Origin of the sequence: Janthinobacterium sp. LS2A, assembly GCF_036543145.1 — a bacterium.
Taxonomy (GTDB): domain Bacteria; phylum Pseudomonadota; class Gammaproteobacteria; order Burkholderiales; family Burkholderiaceae_D; genus Janthinobacterium; species Janthinobacterium aestuarii.
In genome coordinates, this window is sequence record NZ_JAZHPB010000015.1 from 34,888 (window position 1) to 51,951 (window position 17,064).

At 55.4% G+C, this 17,064-nt stretch carries 12 protein-coding genes; 11 read left to right on the forward strand and 1 reads right to left on the reverse strand.

Annotated features, from left to right (window positions below; all coding sequences use genetic code 11):
- Window positions 1-666: 666 nt before the first annotated feature.
- The 11 genes from V3C40_RS27555 to V3C40_RS27605 all read left to right on the forward strand — a co-directional run bounded on the left by V3C40_RS27555 (window position 667) and on the right by V3C40_RS27605 (window position 16,387).
- Window positions 667-1,623 (forward strand): ArdC family protein, encoded by a 957-nt coding sequence (locus V3C40_RS27555; RefSeq protein WP_331779070.1) that lies wholly within the window; start codon window positions 667-669, stop codon window positions 1,621-1,623.
- Between the two features lie 228 nt (window positions 1,624-1,851).
- Window positions 1,852-2,577: a DUF3577 domain-containing protein gene (locus V3C40_RS27560; protein WP_331779071.1), complete on the forward strand. Its 726-nt coding sequence runs from the start codon at window positions 1,852-1,854 to the stop codon at window positions 2,575-2,577.
- Between the two features lie 1,231 nt (window positions 2,578-3,808).
- Entirely contained in the window at window positions 3,809-4,294 is a 486-nt protein-coding gene (locus V3C40_RS27565; RefSeq protein WP_331779072.1) for a hypothetical protein, read from the forward strand.
- Window positions 4,295-4,535: 241 nt separating this feature from the next.
- Window positions 4,536-4,835, forward strand: coding sequence for a hypothetical protein (locus V3C40_RS27570; protein ID WP_065306363.1), 300 nt, complete (start codon window positions 4,536-4,538; stop codon window positions 4,833-4,835).
- A gap of 246 nt (window positions 4,836-5,081) precedes the next feature.
- Window positions 5,082-6,653 (forward strand): UvrD-helicase domain-containing protein, encoded by a 1,572-nt coding sequence (locus V3C40_RS27575; RefSeq protein ID WP_331779073.1) that lies wholly within the window; start codon window positions 5,082-5,084, stop codon window positions 6,651-6,653.
- A gap of 248 nt (window positions 6,654-6,901) precedes the next feature.
- Complete coding sequence (locus tag V3C40_RS27580; protein WP_065306361.1) at window positions 6,902-8,098, forward strand: ParA family protein; 1,197 nt, start codon at window positions 6,902-6,904, stop codon at window positions 8,096-8,098.
- A complete protein-coding gene (locus V3C40_RS27585) occupies window positions 8,095-9,246 on the forward strand; it encodes a ParB/RepB/Spo0J family partition protein (protein WP_331779074.1) in 1,152 nt (383 codons plus the stop codon). The genes V3C40_RS27580 and V3C40_RS27585 overlap by 4 nt, the downstream gene beginning before the upstream one ends.
- A gap of 329 nt (window positions 9,247-9,575) precedes the next feature.
- Window positions 9,576-10,790 carry a replication initiation protein gene (locus tag V3C40_RS27590; protein ID WP_331779075.1) on the forward strand — a complete coding sequence of 405 codons (1,215 nt, stop codon included), beginning with the start codon at window positions 9,576-9,578 and terminating at the stop codon, window positions 10,788-10,790.
- 358 nt (window positions 10,791-11,148) lie between these two features.
- Complete coding sequence (gene imuA / locus V3C40_RS27595; RefSeq protein WP_331779076.1) at window positions 11,149-11,838, forward strand: translesion DNA synthesis-associated protein ImuA; 690 nt, start codon at window positions 11,149-11,151, stop codon at window positions 11,836-11,838.
- The gene (locus V3C40_RS27600) at window positions 11,765-13,237 is read left to right on the forward strand and encodes a Y-family DNA polymerase (RefSeq protein ID WP_331779077.1); all 1,473 of its coding nucleotides are present in this window, start codon (window positions 11,765-11,767) and stop codon (window positions 13,235-13,237) included. The genes imuA and V3C40_RS27600 overlap by 74 nt, the downstream gene beginning before the upstream one ends.
- Before the next feature lie 3 nt (window positions 13,238-13,240).
- Complete coding sequence (locus V3C40_RS27605) at window positions 13,241-16,387, forward strand: error-prone DNA polymerase (RefSeq protein WP_331779078.1); 3,147 nt, start codon at window positions 13,241-13,243, stop codon at window positions 16,385-16,387.
- 138 nt (window positions 16,388-16,525) lie between these two features.
- Here V3C40_RS27605 and V3C40_RS27610 read toward each other — a convergent pair whose 3' ends face one another.
- Window positions 16,526-16,999, reverse strand: coding sequence for a DUF1643 domain-containing protein (locus V3C40_RS27610; RefSeq protein WP_331779079.1), 474 nt, complete (start codon window positions 16,997-16,999; stop codon window positions 16,526-16,528).
- Window positions 17,000-17,064 lie beyond the last annotated feature (65 nt).

Here is a 17,064-nt window from a genome sequence, read left to right on the forward strand (position 1 = left end):
CCATTATCATCCCCCTAAATCTGAATATAAACACATATTAACACGATATTGCGCATGATATGACTATATCATGCGAAACATGTGGTCTTAGTGCGAGGTTCCATGAATTCGTGAGGCGGACAAGATCGACGCTATGTTTTTAGATGTATGCCAACAGCGCTGTGGTGCACCTAGCCTTGGCATAGGTGGCGTTGTTGGTCTTGTTACCGACGCCAGCTTGGCAGAGTCGGCCGCAATCATATCGAAGGCGGCCGCTTCTGACGGCGCCAGCACCCCGGCCATGGCTCACGCAGTCGACCGCGATCCCCACTAAGAGGCCAACGGGGCGCTTTGCGTTCATTACGGTATGTCTGGCCACACCGGCGCTACTCCCCCGGAACTGGTTGGCCGGAAATGAAATCAAACTCGCTCAAAAGCCGGATTGACATACACCTTAGACCGGCCTAACATCACATAATGATGATCTTTTCAGATCGCCAAGTGCAAGTCGCTCCCGCTTCCTTGCACGTGCCCAGCGCACGGGAGTTTTCCTCTATCTCAAGAGCATTCCGCTCTTAGCGTTCCCTTCTCATTTGCACACTACTGCCCATCTTGGCGGATGAGTGGTTTCGTGCTTCCTTTGTTCAATCTGGCCACTTTTTGTGGCCATTTTTTTGGGAGTTCAACATGAAAAAAGGATCCAACTATTGCGATGATGTCGCAAATCAATTAATCACCCTCCTTGAGAGGGGCACTGCTCCATGGCAAAAGCCTTGGGCGCCATCCTCGCGTGGCACAACACCGTACAACATTGCCTCCGGGCGAAGATACAAGGGTATCAATTCCTTGAATCTGATGGCCCAGCCGTATGAAGATCCGAGGTGGATGACGTTCAAGCAGGCTAATTTCAAAGGAGCGCGCATTAGAAAAAACGAGCGTGGAACTGCTATTCGACGGTGGATATTCTCCGAGACTACCGCGTCCGAAGATTCCGACGATTTCCCTGCATCCGATAATGCGCAGCCGGAAGGCCAGAAGCCTAAGATGTACTTCACAACGGTTTTTAATGCCGAACAGGTAAGTGGGTTAGATCCCCTTCAGCCAGCTCAGCTTGAATTTGATCCAATCGAGAGGGCTGAGCGGATACTGTGGCAATCCGGTGCTACCATTAAACATGACCAGCGCGATCAAGCCTACTATGATGTGGTCGATGATGAAATGCATCTACCGCCGCGTCGTCAGTTCAATTCCGCCATAGAGTATTACGCCGTCGCGATGCATGAACTGGGGCATTGGTCAGGGCACTCGTCCAGGCTCAATCGCGACCTTTTTCATCCATTTGGTAGCCAGGAATATGCATACGAAGAATTGTGCGCCGAAATCGCGAGCATGATGCTTGGTGACGAGCTCGCGTTAGGCCATGATCCGAGCCAGCATGCAGCTTATGTTGGTAGCTGGATCAAGGTCATCCGCGACGATTCAAAAGCCATTTTTCGCGCATGTAACGCTGCCGAGAAGATCTGCACATTTGTGCTTGAACTGGGCAACAGCGAGGGCGAAATCGCCGACGAGCGTTCTCTCTCAGGCATTGAAATTAACGATCTGTCCTACCAAAAAAGCAGTGGGCGCCAGTCTGCGCGATAAGCGTAAAATCGGGTTGACAGCGTCCTCCTCTCGTCCTATTGTTGATATTGAATTTGCTCGCACCTGAGCAACCGCGGTGGGTCAAACTCTTGCAACCCACACGTCCTGGCCAGCCTTGCCAGGATCAGAGTCTCTGTAGCGCTTCTACCACCCCGATCGGGAAGACCTCTTCTCGATCCCCTGGGGCTCGGATGGTCTTCCTTTCGCTATTATTGACTGGAGATCATCATGATGACCAATAACAACCGCAACAATTCTTCGAAAATACCTGGTTCGCTGCGTCAAGCCGAGCAGGGAAAAGCTCCTGATCCTTCAGGGTACTTTGATTTGCACACCAAAGGTTGCGGCTATATGAACCGGATCCGTTGGGTAACTCCCAAGGGTAGCGGCCGTAAAGCAGAAAAGTTCCTGGCGTGTGCCATCAATGCCTTACATGGAAAAATCGTCGATCCGCAATACAGTTATATGGATCTGCGGGTCAGCGGACAAGAAGCGATCAATCTCGTTTCTGAGCTGATGGCCGATTGCGAAGCTGGTCGTAAGATCTTCGTCGCCTTCACCGTTGGTGATATCTATGCGCATACGTACCTTCGCGATATCAAGGAGCAGGGTCGAAAAACTGGTGAGCAGGAAGCGGCAGCCGTCATCAAAGGGCGTCTGCTACTTATTACCCATATTGCGATCGATGACGTCGTGGTCTATCACCTCGAGCATGACGGGCATGCGGATGCTTCATCCGCCAGCCAGCATAGTAGTGAACAAGCCGGGGGCGGCGATGACCATGGTCAGATGGATGAAGATCATGGTTCGCAGGAAGACGCCGTGGAAGATGGCCCAGCTGGTCGTATTAGCCAATTTCCTCCGCGCATAGGCGGGGGGCTAAGGCAGCCAGTCAGAGATCCTCGTAGCGTCGCGGAGTCGGCGTTCCGAGGCAGCTTCCGTGGAGGCGCCTGAGCTTGAACGAGAGGCATGTCGAACCTTAATAGGTCTTTTTTTACTTTCAACCGAGTCCCCTCAATATGAGGGGATTCTTTTCATTGCAGACTTGATGGGAGTCTGCTATGGAAAGAATGGCATCGATTTCACCACGTGTTTTCCAGTTTTTGACGCATCAAAAACTGGTTTTTTGCAACGCGTCAACTCCTGGAACGCGTACGGTCTTCGGACCTGGAGTCCTTGTGTAATGAGCGATCCGCTCCGGCCAACCCCGCAAGTTGACGGCATGGATCGTGAGCTCCGAGTTTGGAATCTCGAAGTAAAGTCCAATCTGCAGCCAGTCTGGAACTGGCTGCTTTCGCGTTGGAAACAGAGTCCCTTTACAGTTCCCACTCCTTCGTCCAGCCAAAAGCAATGACGACGTCCCTGCGGCTTTCGAATGGCGGAGGCGCAAGCGGTAACACGCTCGCCATTCGAAAGCCGCGGGTTCCGCTGGAAGCTGAAAACTGGGCAGCAGCCGCCCCCAGAGCTGTAGCCTTTGCTGCTAGGATTTCGCTAGCGCAAACCTATTGCCACCCTTGGCCTTCGCATTCGGGTGACCCGAGAAGCACCGTCGCATAATGTCGATCACCGCCAGATCTTCATTGGCACTGGCCGCTGCGGAGAAGGCAAATTCCAAACTGCATCATTCCCAGATGGGTTCCTGGAAGAGGCATTCGTCTCTTCCAGGGAAGCACATGGCTATCTTATTCACTCATCTTCCCGGCACGGTCCTGGCGCGCCAAGCGCCCCCCATTTTTCTTACTGCGAACGGCTCAGTTGAAGGTAATTTATGTAATCCATTCGCTACCAGATGCTCGCGTCGATCGCAAGCGCATAACAGTTCCTCGTATGCCATTTTTTCCAAGGACCTGATGCCTACCTCACGCTAAGTTAGAAGTGTGCGGCAGGGCAATCCACAAACGATTTTTCTGCAGCAGCGTCAAGAATTTTTCTCGACGCGAAACCGGTCATGGTGTTCCGATTTTTTGTTATGAAAGGAGATTATCGATATGGATACGTTTTCAAGTCGGCATCCCGTTTCAGTGATTCGGCCGACGAAGGAGCAGGTACGGCGCTGGATGGAGGATCGGCGGTGTTCTTCGTTGCCGCCGCCATCACAGAGCGAAATTCGGCGTCAGCTCGGATGGGAGCTCGTCCATCCAGAAACATGGGTGACGCGATAGAGAGGTAACTTTTACAGGAGGTTATGATGAAAATGCTCGCTAAGGACTTTCATGGCGTGGCCGTCACGCCAAATACCAGCTGCGGTTCGACAAAACGTGCTGGACAGCGGGAGAGGAATGACTATGTCCATTATCGCGTTGCGAAACGCGTCGAGGATTTGATCGTGGCTGCGGGTCAGATCACAGGCAAAGACCTGGCGGCCGAGATGAAAATGTCAATGGACCAGCTGCGAAAGTACACCAGATATCTGCAAGCCGGCGGCCGTGCGCACAAAATGCGCGGCCTGCAGTATCCGACCGGCGTGTGGATTCCTGGTCCTGAAACTGCCCACGAACATGAGCGGGGCCAAGTGCCGGTGCACTTGCGTGTGAAGCACTGGCAGCGCTCCGCCTGTCGAATTGAACTGGCTGAAGCGCTTTTGTTCAACCGCTTTCCTGCACTGACGGCTGACCTGCTCGACGACAAGAAAAGGATGGCGACCACCATTCGCTTTCCCAAAGCCGAGTAGGGTTGGATTTGCCAATGTTTCTTGCTGGATTTTTCTAAACGTAGCATGTCATTGTAGTGGACGATTTTGGCCTCTGCGACTACACTGACTTTCGAGGTACGCTGAATTTCGATTCGGCGCAAGCTAGTCAACCCCTGAAACTAGCGCAGCTTTTTGCTCGGGGTACATGTCCACCATCACCGCTCCTTAGGCCAGCCCTAAGGGCGACGCTCCGGGAGTTTCTCTGACCAAAGGAGCTTTTATGTCGAGCTTTCAATTTGATTCGTTAGGGTATTCCGAGCGTCTTCAAGAGGCCGGCGTATCCGCCGCACAAGCTGCTGTTCACGCAAAGGTCATGGCCGAAGTGCTGTCCAGATCTGTTGCATTTCCGGAGGATATGATGAGACTTGAATCCTCACTATTGCAGAAGATCGAAACCTCGCAGTTGAAAATGACAGCCGAGCTTGAGAAGCTTCGTAGCGATACGACGTTGCTCAAGGCAATGGTGGGTTTCCTGATCAGCTTGCAGCTTCCGGTTCTCTTTAAACTTTACTTCGGCTAGTCGCCGACGTAATTCCCGCGTAGGAAGTCTTCTACGTCTTGCATGGCCGATACCGGTGGTTTTTGGTATGTGAGCCTCTTTTGACCTTCCTTGTTCAATGATTTTCCAGCGCATTTTTGCTTGGAGTTAATCACTTGCGCACTATTTTTAATAAGTTTGTAGCTGACGTATGTGCCCGGCCGGGAAGAACTCCTTCCCATCCGGGACTGCGTTCTCCCGGCCATTTTTTACCTTTAGGAGAATGCTATGTCGTCGATGACCCGTGAACAAATATCCGTAGTGGAAAACGAAAGCATGTTGCTTGCAGTCGATGCGTTTGCCGGCACAGGCAAGACCACTACTCTCGTTGAGTATTCGAAGTGCAGGCCGGATAAACGCATCCTGTACATTGCCTTTAACAAATCGGTCGCATCGGAGGCCTGCGCGCGGTTTCCGGAAAATGTGCAATGCCGAACTACCCATTCCCTGGCATACACCCGGGTGGGGAAACGTTATCAGGAAAAGCTTGGCAGTCCCAAGGCTTGGGAAATTGCCCAGACTTTCCAGTGCAATACCAAAAGGGCCAAGGATGCATTGCAGACCTTGGCCAACTGGTTTTGCTCGGCGGATTCTTTGATCTCCGAGGAACACCTGGATGTGGAGCTGCAGGGTGATTCTGCCGTCGCAAGCGATATCGTGCAACTTGCCGACAAAGTGTTTGCTGCGATGAAGGATAAGCGGTCACCGATCAAGATGCCGCACGATGGGTATCTGAAGATCTGGGCGCTTGAACTTCCGAACTTGGCGTTCGACATTATCTTGCTCGATGAAGCCCAGGACACCAATCCGGTGACCCTGGACGTGGTGATGCGACAGGACTGCCAGAAAGTATTGGTGGGCGACCGGCACCAAGGAATTTATGGCTTTCGTCGTGCGGTCAACGCGATGGAGACGGTGCAGGCCAAATCTCGCGTTGCATTGACGCAGTCGTTCCGATTCAGTGAGCAGATCGCCGGTATCGCAAGTGCGCTGCTCACTGACTTTAAAGGGGAAGACAAGACCATTGTGGGACGTGCAGATATGAGCAATGCCTGGTCCATCGATCGGTCGCAACCATTTACGATCATTGGTCGAACAAACGCTGGCTTGTTCAGCAGTGCGGCGGCGCTGGTACTGGACAACGACGTGAAGCTGCATTTCATTGGCGGCTTCGACAGCTATGTCTTTGGGAAAGTTCTCGATGCCTATTTTTTATGGGCGGACGAACGGTCGAGGATCACAAGTCCAAGCATTGGCAGGTTCAATTGTTTCGGGGATTTCCAGCAATACGGAGTGGAGGCCGGGGACCTGGAGATTGCGGCACTGGTGAAAACCGTCGAGCAGTACCAGAGCCAGGTTCCACGCATCTACGAAGCCATGAAAGCATCGCAGGTTAGTCTGCAAGAGAAGGCGGACGTCATTTTGACAACCGCCCATCGTGCAAAAGGCCTGGAATTCGACCAGGTGCATATGCAGGATGACTTTATCGAGCTGCCACCGGAAAAGCAATACGATCCGGAGGAAATCAACCTCCTATATGTGGCTTTAACCCGCGCAATCCATGCAGTGCGGTTGCCCGAGAGCCTTACCCATTGGCTAAGGGGCCGGGCGCAACGGACGAACTCGGTGAAAGCTACCGAAACGGTCGATGGCACCGAACGGTGGCATTCCTTGCAGGGCGAGATGTCCGAACGGGAGGCGTGGGTACGGGAAAATGTTGAAGCATTTGATCGTACATCGGCCGACGTCATCCGGTTTCTCCTTCAGAAAGTCGACATTCTGAGGGATGCGCTGGATTGATGTTGCATGGAAGACGCTTCTTTCGGGCGTCTTCCCTTTTTATGTTGTTTTTAATGAAACTATTTGAACTGGGAGGCTGTGGATATTCGAGCAAAATCGACATCTGTGCAATATTTTGCTTGTAAACCTAGAAAAGTTATATACGTTTTTGACTGTAAACGTTAATATCCGGTCGCGTCATCGCTTTTTGATTTTTTTTGCAAAAAGCGGCGACAATGCTAAAAACCACCAATCACCGAGGTAAGCGCATGTCTGCCAAACGAATTCTGCCTGCACGAAACGTCGTCGATATCGACGGCTTGATCCGCATCGCTGATCGCGCGGAGGCTACGCTGCTGCAGCTGCGTGACGATCTGTTGGCGCCTTGGCCACGGAAAACGTCACCCATGATATCTGGCACGCGATTGGCGCAAATGTGCAATATCGAGCGCACGAAGCTCAATCATCTCTGCAGCAAGGGCATCATACCAGCTGGCCAGTTGAAGGGTAACGGCCGTAGCCGCATGTTCACCCTGGCTGAGGCGCGCGCCATCGTGCAGCAGATCGGCCCGCACAAGCGGCGTCCGGCCGGCACGCTGGGCCTTGTCGTCTGTTGCGGCAACTTCAAAGGCGGCGTGGGCAAAACCACCACTACAGTTGCGGTGGCCCAGGGTTTGACCTTAATGGGACACAGCGTCTGCCTGGTTGATTTGGATCCTCAGGCATCCACCACCACGTTGATGGGATTTGTGCCGGATGCGGAAGTGACCGAGGATATGACGGTGATGCCGGTGGTCTACGGCGACAAGGAAGATCTTCTGTATGCTGCGCTACCCAGTTACTGGGACGGTATTGACCTGATTCCATCGTCGCCTGACCTGTTTGGCGCCGACTATTACTTGCCCAACAAGCAGGCCAGTGACCCGACGTTCCAGTTTTGGGACGTCCTGAACAAAGCCATGCAGCCGTTGCGCGAAAAATATGATGTGATCATTATCGACACGCCTCCTACCTTGTCGTATTTGGCGCTGGCTAGCTTCATGGCATCCGACGGCATGATCATCCCCCTGCCCCCGGAAACCTTGGACTACGCTTCGTCGACGCAATTTTTCCGACAGTTTTCCGAGCTGTTCAATTCGATGCGACACGGAAAGCAGATCGACAAGGAATTCGAGTTCATCAAGATCGTGTTGTCGAAGGTGAAGTCGTCAGTCTCGATGACCGATATCGTCAAGACGTGGATCAAGCAGACCTACCCGGAGCTGCTGGGAACGGCCGAAATTCCGGAGACCGATCTGGTAAAAAACGCCTACGCGGAGTTCAAGACCATTTACGATCTCGAGAGCTATGACGGCAGCCAGCGCACCTACAACCGTGCGATCGAGGCGTTCAACGCCGTCGTGGCGGAACTCGACGTGTCCCTGCAGACCTGCTGGGCACACCGCGAAATGAAGGAAGCAGCATGAGTAACAAAGACGACAAGCGCCCACCGCGCGTCAATAAGTTGGCGGCGCGGCTGCTCGGCCAGACGGCCAACCTGGAACGCAATGTCAGCGAGAATCCTCCAACGCCGATCGCCAGCCAGCGCAATGTGACCATGCCTGGCCAGCTCGGCGCCTTCCGCATTGAAGCCCAGAAGTACCAAGCCAAGATTGACGAGCTGCAACGGCAGCTGGACGAAGCGGTGGCCAAGCAGGCTGACGGTGGCTCGGACGTGGAGTCCGCGGATCTGCGTGCGCGCCTTGCGCAATTGCAGGAAGCGAGCCGGGCCGAAGTTGAGGCGCTTAAAGCTGCGCTCGATGAGGCAGCTTTAAGCGCGGGTGTGCCCTTCGAGGCACCTGTAGCCCGTATCCGTAAAATTCCTGGACGCCAGCGGCAACTGACCAATGCTGAAAGGGAGGCGCTGTACGCCAACCTCGATAGCAACAAGCTGGTCACGCCTGTGACGCTCCGCCCTACCCCGGACGGCTGGTATGAGGTGGTATCGGGCCATAACCGATTTGATTTTTACGTCGATCGTGGCCGTGCAACCATCCCTGCCGTACTCGATCTATCGGACGACGAACACGCAGACCGTGATGCTTTTTATGCAAACTTGCTCCACAACACCCTGCCGGATTATGCGAAGTATGTAGGTTTCAAGAAACTGCTGGACGAAGATCAAACGCTGACCGTCGCCGATGTGGCAAAACATGCCGGCGTGCCTCGCACTACTGTGGCCAATCTGATGGTGTTCGGCGAATTGCCGGCTGAGGCGATACCGCTGCTCGATGCACAACAGGATAAGGTCGGCCGCAGCGCAGCCGCCGAGTTGGCCGCGCTCCATGCCAAAGGGCATACCGATGGTGTCATGGCGGCGATTCAAGCGATCGTCAGTGGCACGTCCTCCCAGTCCGAGGCAGTGGCGATGGCGACCAGGTCGGCTCGGCGTGCGGTTGCGCCGCGCGTGACGCCGGCCCCGGTGACCGTACGCTCGGGACGTGCAACCTACTGCAAGGTCCATCAGGCCAAAAAAGTGCTGCGTCTTGAATTTACCAAAGATGTGGATGCCGAACTGGCGAGGAACGAAATTACCAAGGTGCTACAAGCACTGGCCGATGGCAGCAAGAAATAACCGGTCGATTAACGAAGATATAAGGACTGCGATGACGAGCTAATCTGAAACGCTAACAATTTGATGCCCTAAAAAGCAAAAGGCCCGGCGGGAACCGGGCCTCTGCTAATGCTCTGGCGGTGCCAAAACATGAATCACGTACTCTTCAGCCGTGATTCTAGTTCGGTGCTCAAGTCAGTGCAAGGGATTTTTTACGCCTGTCACTTGGCAATTGGAGCTCCCATGACGAATCATGGCCGAGGTGAGTACCTGCTCGCCCTAAAATTCAAGTGCTCTACCAGGCTTGCGCTGCAAGCTGGCACCGTCTTGCCGCCCCTTAGGAGCAAGTGGTGAATAGCGTCGCTGAGCCTGATGTTCGATATTTCGAGCACGGTACCGCCCTGCACCGGGTGCTGCAAGAGGCGGCCTATATTCCGCGCTGCAGTGACAACAAAACCGCGACCCGCACTCGGCCTCGCGAGTTCGCGGTACGTTATCCGTATATGCAAATCAATCGGCCAGGCCTTGTCAGCTGGCTGATCTTCGACCTCGACCATGCGAATTCCATGATATGGGAAGATGCTGGCCTGCCGGCGCCAAATCTGATCGTGCGAAATCGCGCTTCCGGTAATAGCCACCTTTACTATGCGATTACTCCGGTGTGCACGACCGAGGCCGCGCGCGATAAGCCCATCGCCTTCATGAAAGCCGTCTATGCAGCTTTTTCGATAGCGCTGCGCGCAGATCCCAATTTCCACTCAGGACCGGTGGCCAAGACGCCGGGGCATCCCTGGTGGTCGACCGAAGAGTTACACAACTCCGTGTACGAACTGGGCGCCCTGGCCGACTACGTCGACCTGGCCGTGGCGGCTCCTTGGGCCAAGAGAGTCAAGGTGGACGACATTGCACACTCGCGCCATTGTCTGCTGTTCGAGCATTTGCGCCACTATGCTTATTCCATCGTCAACCGCGAGCGGCAGAGTGGAAGCTACGACGGTTTCGTGCGATGGCTCGATGCCAAAGCCCACGAGCTGAATAGATTCACGGTGCAAGGTTTCGCCCAGGATCTGCCGCTATCGTCGCTGAAAGCAACGATACGCTCGATTGCGCGGTGGACATGGACCAACTATACGGGCAGCGGCCGCTGCAAGCGCGGCATCATGCAGCTTGATCCCGAGCTGCCACTTCCAGCGCGGCAAAGCCTGGCTGCTGAACGTACCCACAGCGAACGTCACAAGAGTACAGCGGACAGGATTCGTGCTGCCTGCAGGCTTTTGCGGCAGCGTGGAGAGAGCCTCACCCAGATGGCGATCGGACGCATCGCCGGCGTGACACGGCAGACGGTGGCCACCTACAAAACAATCGTCGAGCAAGCCCGCCAGGCTCTGAAAACCGCTGAAACGCAGAGCGTCGTCACAGCCCCAGCGGATGTTAAGTTTGCTACACATCAGGTACCTGCAGTGGGGGTTGCTTTTATGCAACTTGCTCTGCCTGTGGCTTTTGGGGGCGATTCACGTGAGACTTCTGTGGTGCTGGCTAGCCGACAGCGGATTGAGGACGGGTGATCTTCTGTGTGACGGGCTTTTTGAGATATTGCTTGGTGGTGTTTGTAGCAAGTATCTGGCGGCGTGTAGGTTGTGTGTGGTTTTAGGATTTTGAATTTATGGGTTTCCAAGTTAACCGGGCGTGGCGACGGGGGTTCCGTCGGGGCGCAAGCAAGCGGGCTCGCCCGCGCGCGAAGGCAGACTGCGGAATTTTTTCAGTGGCTTTTTTTTTACTTGAAGCTGGCTCTTGCAGAATTAAACAATCACGCATACACTGTATATACATACAGTATTAAGTTGACAACGATTGTGTTTTCTCATGGCTTTGCTCTGCTCTCAAGTTTGCTCTGAATTCTCCGCGGAGGTTACGGATCCGTTGGTGATTTCTCACGTCTGGCGTGCAAGTGAGCTGGCAGTGTCACGTGACGTAAGTTGTTCATCTGGCTATCCGTCGCTGGATGGGGAATTGCCAGGTGCCGGCTGGCCGCGTTCGTCGCTTGTCGAGTTGCTTGTTCAGCAATCCGGCATAGGAGAATTGCAACTGCTTAAGCCATTGCTTGCAAAGTTATCTAATAAGCAAAGGATTGTTTTAGTTCAACCTCCGTATATTCCGCATTCGCTTGCATTCAAGCTATGGGGCGTCGATGTTACCCGGTTGATATGGGTTCGTGCTCCCAGTACAGGTGATGCTCTTTGGACGACGGAACAGATACTGAAAAACGGTAGTTGCGGTGCTGTAGTGTTTTGGCAGAACCATATCCGTTCCGATTCCCTGCGGCGCTTGAATCTGGCGGCCCAGGGTGCTGAAACCTGGTTCTGGCTGATTCGTCCAATGGCGTGCGCAACTGAAGCCTCGCCCGCGTCCCTTCGGCTGGGAGTTCGACCAGCGATGGGAGGTGTGCATGTTGAGGTTTTAAAGCGGCGTGGTCCTGTCTCCGATAAAACTTTATTTATTCCGCTTGCTGATATGCCTACTGGCCGTCACCCCGTGCATCATGAAAACGCCCCTGCTGTTAACTTTATATCTGCCGCTGTTACCGCTCGAAACGCTCCGCCCGTCTTGGTCTGATGCAGGCTCGTATGTGGTTGTGGATGGTGGGAAAGTGGTGGTCGCTTCGACAGAAGCGGTCGATGCCGGCGTTCGAGTCGGCATGCGGTCTGGTGGCGTGGCAACCATTGCACCTGGTACGATCATCTTGGATCGAGATATTGAAAAGGAATCGCGTGCGCTTGATTCCATTGCCATGGCCATGTTGCAGTTCACGCCTGAGGTTGCATTTACTGATGATTTCAGTTTGTTGCTTGATGTTGGTGCGAGTCTTGCGTTGTTTGGCGGTCCGCTTTCGTTGTGTCGGCGGGTAAGCGACAGCATCCGCCGCCTCGGATTTACCGGACGGCTGGGTGCGGCGCCGACGGCGGAAGGTGCCTGGCTGCTTGCCCACGTAAAGAGTGGACGGCATGCTCCGCGTAGAAGGTGTCTGCAATCTGCGACTCTGGCTTTTCGCCTTGACGGCTTACCCTGTTCACTTGTCCCATCCGCCGCGCCATTCCTTACCTGGTTCGATGGTATAGGCGCCAGTACGCTGAGCGATGTGCGGAAATTGCCGAGGACTGGACTGCTGCGGCGGACGAGCAAACAGCTCTTGCATGCCCTTGATCGTGCGTATGGTGATATCGAAGAAATGCATCGTTGGATATCGGTGCCGGCGCAATTCTCCGCCCATATCGAAACCTTCGATCGAATCGAGCATGCGGAAGCGTTGATGCATGGTGCCACGACATTGATCCTGCAGCTCATAGGCTGGCTTGCTGCACGGCAGCTGGCCGTGATCACATTCAAACTGCAGCTGGAGCACGAGCGTGGTCGTTCAGCGGTGCCGCCGACACCTGTTGAAATTACGTTGGCCGAGCCGGCGTGGAAAGAAACGCATTTGTTGCGGCTGTTGAAGGAGCGCCTGGCCAAGACAGAATTGAGCGCGCCGGTTATCGGTTTACGGCTGGAAGTGGTACAGCTAGAACCGAGGCGGCCGCTGTCCGATCAATTATTTCCGGAGCCTGGCGGGTCGCCGGCTGATTTCACACGTCTGCTGGAACTATTGTCCGCCAGATTAGGTCCGGACAACGTTCTTGTCCCGGTACCGTCGCCCGATCATCGGCCCGAGCAGTGCAATAGCTGGGGGCCGGCCACGGCGAAAATAACGTCATCCAGCGAGGATGAGTTGGTGCTGGATCGTCCGTGTTTTGTGCTGCCCAAGCCCATACAGCTGCTGACGCGGGACGAAAGGCCTTTTTATTTGAGCCCTCTCAGGCTGATACGCGGACCGGAGCGACTTGAGGCCGGCTGGTGGGATGCGCAGTCGGTCGCGCGCGACTACTATGTTGCGCAAGGTACTGATGCGACATGTTACTGGATTTACCTCGAGCGTACCGCGGATAGTCGCTGGTTTCTGCACGGATTGTACGCCTGACGGATGCGCGCCATGGCGACCGCCCTCCCCTCCTACGCCGAATTGCAGTGCGTGAGTCATTTTACGTTTTTGCATGGATCGTCCGCTCCCGAGCAACTGGTGCAACGCGCCGCTGGCCTCGGCTATCACGCTCTGGCGATCACCGACGAATGCACGGTGGCCGGTGTGGTGAAGGCACATCTTGCCGCCAAGGAGGCTGGCCTCAAGTTGCTGATCGGGAGCCAGATGCTGGTGACGCCAGAGGACGGTTCACCGCCCTTCTCCTTGCTAATCCTGGCCATGAACCGGAACGGCTATGGCAATTTGTGTGAACTGATTACCGTCGCGCGCCGGCGAGCAAAGAAGGGAGAGTATCTTGTGCGGCCTCGTGATATTGCGGCGCCGCCGCCTGATTTGGTTGCGTTGCGAGGTATGCCCGATTGTCAGCTGATTCTGCTGCCAAGCTACGGCGCAGGGCTCGAAGTCATCGAGCGGCAAGGGGCCTGGCTGTTGCAATGTGCGGCCGGTCGTGCGCGGATCGCGCTGACCTTGCACTTTCGATCACGCGACCAGGAACATAAGGACATCGTCGCTGCTGTCGGCGCCCAGTTCGACTTGCCCGTGGTGGCTACCGGCGACGTCGTGATGCATGTGCGTTCCGCCAAGCCCTTGCAGGACACGATGACTGCGATCCGTCATGGCGTTCCGGTCGCACAGTGTGGCTATCGGCTAGCATCGAACGCGGAGCAGCACCTGCGCTCCAGAGTAAGGCTGGGAAACCTTTATTCGCGCGCCGCGCTCGAGGAGACGGTCCGCGTCGCAAATCTGTGTACGTTTTCGCTCGACGAGTTGAGGTACGAGTACCCGGTGGAGATTGTGCCAGAGGGGATGACGCCAAGCGGTTATTTGCGGCAGCAAGCCTACCTTGGTGCGCACTGGCGGTATCCCGCCGGCGTGCCGGCCAACGTCCAGTCTCTCGTCGAGCGGGAGCTCGAACTGATTGCGGAGATGTCCTACGAGAGCTACTTTCTCACGGTCTACGATATCGTGCGCTTCGCACGGGCCAACAGGATTTTGTGCCAGGGACGCGGCTCGGCGGCCAACAGCGCCGTGTGCTACTGCCTGGGCGTGACCGAGGTCGATCCATCGCGTGGCACCCTGCTGTTCGAACGATTTATTTCCAAGGAACGTAACGAACCTCCCGACATCGACGTGGACTTCGAGCACCAGCGCCGTGAGGAGGTGATCCAGTATATCTATCAGAAGTACGGCCGCACTCGCGCTGCACTCACGGCCGTTGTCATCAGCTATCGCCCGAAGAGCGTGTTGCGTGACGTGGGTACCGCGCTCGGCGTTGACCTGTCCATTGTCGACAAGGTGGCCAAGGCCAACCACGGATGGGGAGGGAGGGCCGAATTGGCGGAGCGCATGCACAGCTGCGGACTGGATCCTGATTCCGACGTCGCCCGAAAGTGGGCTTTCCTGGCTGAACACATGATGCGCTTTCCGCGTCACATGTCACAGCACCCTGGCGGTTTCGTTATCTCGCACAGCAAGCTGTCGCGTTTGGTGCCGGTGGAAAATGCCAGCATGGAGAACCGTACCATCGTGCAGTGGGATAAGGACGATCTGGATGCGGTCGGTTTGTTAAAGATCGATATCCTGGCGCTGGGCATGTTGAGTGCCATGCGTCGCACACTGGAACTGGTATCGGCCAGGCGCGGCGAGCGATTTGAATTGGCAGACATTCCGAAAGAGGATGCTGCGACGTACGAGATGATCTGCCAGGCCGACACAGTCGGCGTGTTCCAAATCGAGAGCCGTGCGCAGATGTCGATGCTGCCGCGGCTGAAGCCAAAAGTGTTTTACGATCTGGTGATCGAGGTAGCCATTATCCGCCCAGGCCCCATTCAAGGGGGGATGATCCATCCTTACCTGCGCCGGCGCGAGGGGACCGATCCCGTGTCCTATCCCAGTCCGGAAATGGAGGCTGTGTTGTCACGCACACTGGGTATCCCAATCTTTCAGGAACAGGTAATGCAGATCGCGATGGTCGCGGCCGGGTTCACAGCTGGCGAGGCAGATCAGCTGCGCCGTGCCATGGCCGCGTGGAAGCGAAAAGGGGGCTTGGAGCAATTTGAAGACAAGCTCAAAACAGGTATGGCGGCGCGCGGCTACAGCGACGATTTCGCTAACGGCATCATTGGTCAGATCCGGGGATTCGCCGAGTATGGTTTTCCAGAATCGCATGCTGCCAGTTTTGCTCTCCTTGCCTACGCATCGAGCTGGATGAAACGGCATGAGCCGGCCGCGTTTCTGGCCGCCCTGCTGAACAGCCAGCCGATGGGTTTCTACAGTCCGTCGCAACTGGTACAGGACGCCGTGCGGCATGGCGTTGAGGTGCGTGGCGTGGACATCAATATCAGCGGTTGGGAGGCCACGTTGGAGGCTTCAACTGGCGCCCAACCTGCGGTACGCCTGGGGCTCAACCTGATTCGAGGTATGGAGCGTGAAGCCGCCTGGCGGATTGAAGAGGCGAGGGCTGTGCGGCCGTTCAAGGATTTGCATGACCTGGGCATGCGCGCGGCGCTCGATGCGACGCAACTGAAGCTGCTGGCCAGTGCAAACGCGCTTTTGGAGATGAGCGGCAATCGGCGCCAGGCGATATGGAATGCGGCGGGGAGCGTTCCTGACCGCGGACTATTGCGGGAGGCCCACATCGTTGAGGAAGAGTTGACGATTGCGCCACCCACTGAAGGGCAGGAACTGGTGGCGGATTACCGCCATATGGGATTGACGCTCGGCCGTCATCCGCTTGCGCTGTTACGTGAGCGGTTGCACGCGATGCGGTTCATGCCTGCCGAAATTCTGAATTTGTATGATGATGCGCGTCTCGCGCGTGGTTGTGGTTTGGTAACCGTGCGGCAGCGCCCGGAGACTGCGAAGGGCGTCGTGTTCTTGACGATCGAGGACGAGACAGGAAACGTCAACGTCATCGTCTGGCCGAGCCTTTTGGAGCAGCAGCGTCGGGAAGTGATGAGCGCGCGTCTGCTGGGTGTGTATGGCCAATGGCAGTGTGCGAACAATGTCACACATCTGGTGGCGAAGCGGTTGGTAGATCTTACGCATCTGCTTGGGGATCTGGATACTCGAAGCCGCAACTTCCATTGAGTTGTCTTTTTATACCAATGTTCATTTTAATGTTTGAGAACTCCCAAACATCATGCATCTATCAATACCGCTTACGGGAGTGAAACGAAAACAGTAAGTCTTTGATTTTATTGGGTGTTCAAGTTGAACACGCTGTTTTCATTCAAATATCACGGGCGTGAGGTTCCCCGGGAGGTACAGAGGATGGCCTGGATGGCCAGCCTGTGTCTTGCGCAGGCAGTGCAGATTCGGCACCACGGCCCGAACTGCTTGGTCGCGTCCGAGGTGAGTGCCGTTTGTGCCCCATGCCGCTACCACTATGCCGGCGCTGCCCGCAAGGGTGACAAGGTGCTTGTCATTCTCCGGTCCGATTGGATCGGTTGCTGCCAACATGTCGGCTGGCTTAGTCGCACGGAATGCGAACAGATTGGTCATGCAAAGCGCACCATATCCCCAAGATTTAGCGAACGCCATGCAGCGCCGAATTGTTGGGTCGTCCAAGACCTCATCGGCTGTGCTTGGATTCAAGCCGATGAACATCGCGTAGCCGTCACCGCCCAGGTTCCCGACATCGCGCCAGAGCGTGTAGCGGTAGGTGCGGCAGAGCGAAAGGATCGTTTCACGGGTGGTCATATTTTGTAGTGGTCTAATGTACCCAGACACTAATTTAGGCGAGAATGCTCGCCATGGAGAGGTGT

Excerpts from the sequence above, each read along its gene's own strand:
- V3C40_RS27580 (WP_065306361.1), top strand. The coding sequence starts at position 6,902 with ATGTCTGCCAAACGAATTCTGCCTGCACGAAACGTCGTCGATATCGAC.
- V3C40_RS27565 (WP_331779072.1), top strand. The coding sequence starts at position 3,809 with ATGATGAAAATGCTCGCTAAGGACTTTCATGGCGTGGCCGTCACGCCA.
- V3C40_RS27600 (WP_331779077.1), top strand. The coding sequence starts at position 11,765 with ATGAAAACGCCCCTGCTGTTAACTTTATATCTGCCGCTGTTACCGCTC.
- V3C40_RS27585 (WP_331779074.1), top strand. The coding sequence starts at position 8,095 with ATGAGTAACAAAGACGACAAGCGCCCACCGCGCGTCAATAAGTTGGCG.
- V3C40_RS27570 (WP_065306363.1), top strand. The coding sequence starts at position 4,536 with ATGTCGAGCTTTCAATTTGATTCGTTAGGGTATTCCGAGCGTCTTCAA.
- V3C40_RS27575 (WP_331779073.1), top strand. The coding sequence starts at position 5,082 with ATGTCGTCGATGACCCGTGAACAAATATCCGTAGTGGAAAACGAAAGC.
- V3C40_RS27610 (WP_331779079.1), bottom strand. The coding sequence starts at position 16,999 with ATGACCACCCGTGAAACGATCCTTTCGCTCTGCCGCACCTACCGCTAC.
- V3C40_RS27605 (WP_331779078.1), top strand. The coding sequence starts at position 13,241 with ATGCGCGCCATGGCGACCGCCCTCCCCTCCTACGCCGAATTGCAGTGC.
- V3C40_RS27555 (WP_331779070.1), top strand. The coding sequence starts at position 667 with ATGAAAAAAGGATCCAACTATTGCGATGATGTCGCAAATCAATTAATC.
- V3C40_RS27560 (WP_331779071.1), top strand. The coding sequence starts at position 1,852 with ATGATGACCAATAACAACCGCAACAATTCTTCGAAAATACCTGGTTCG.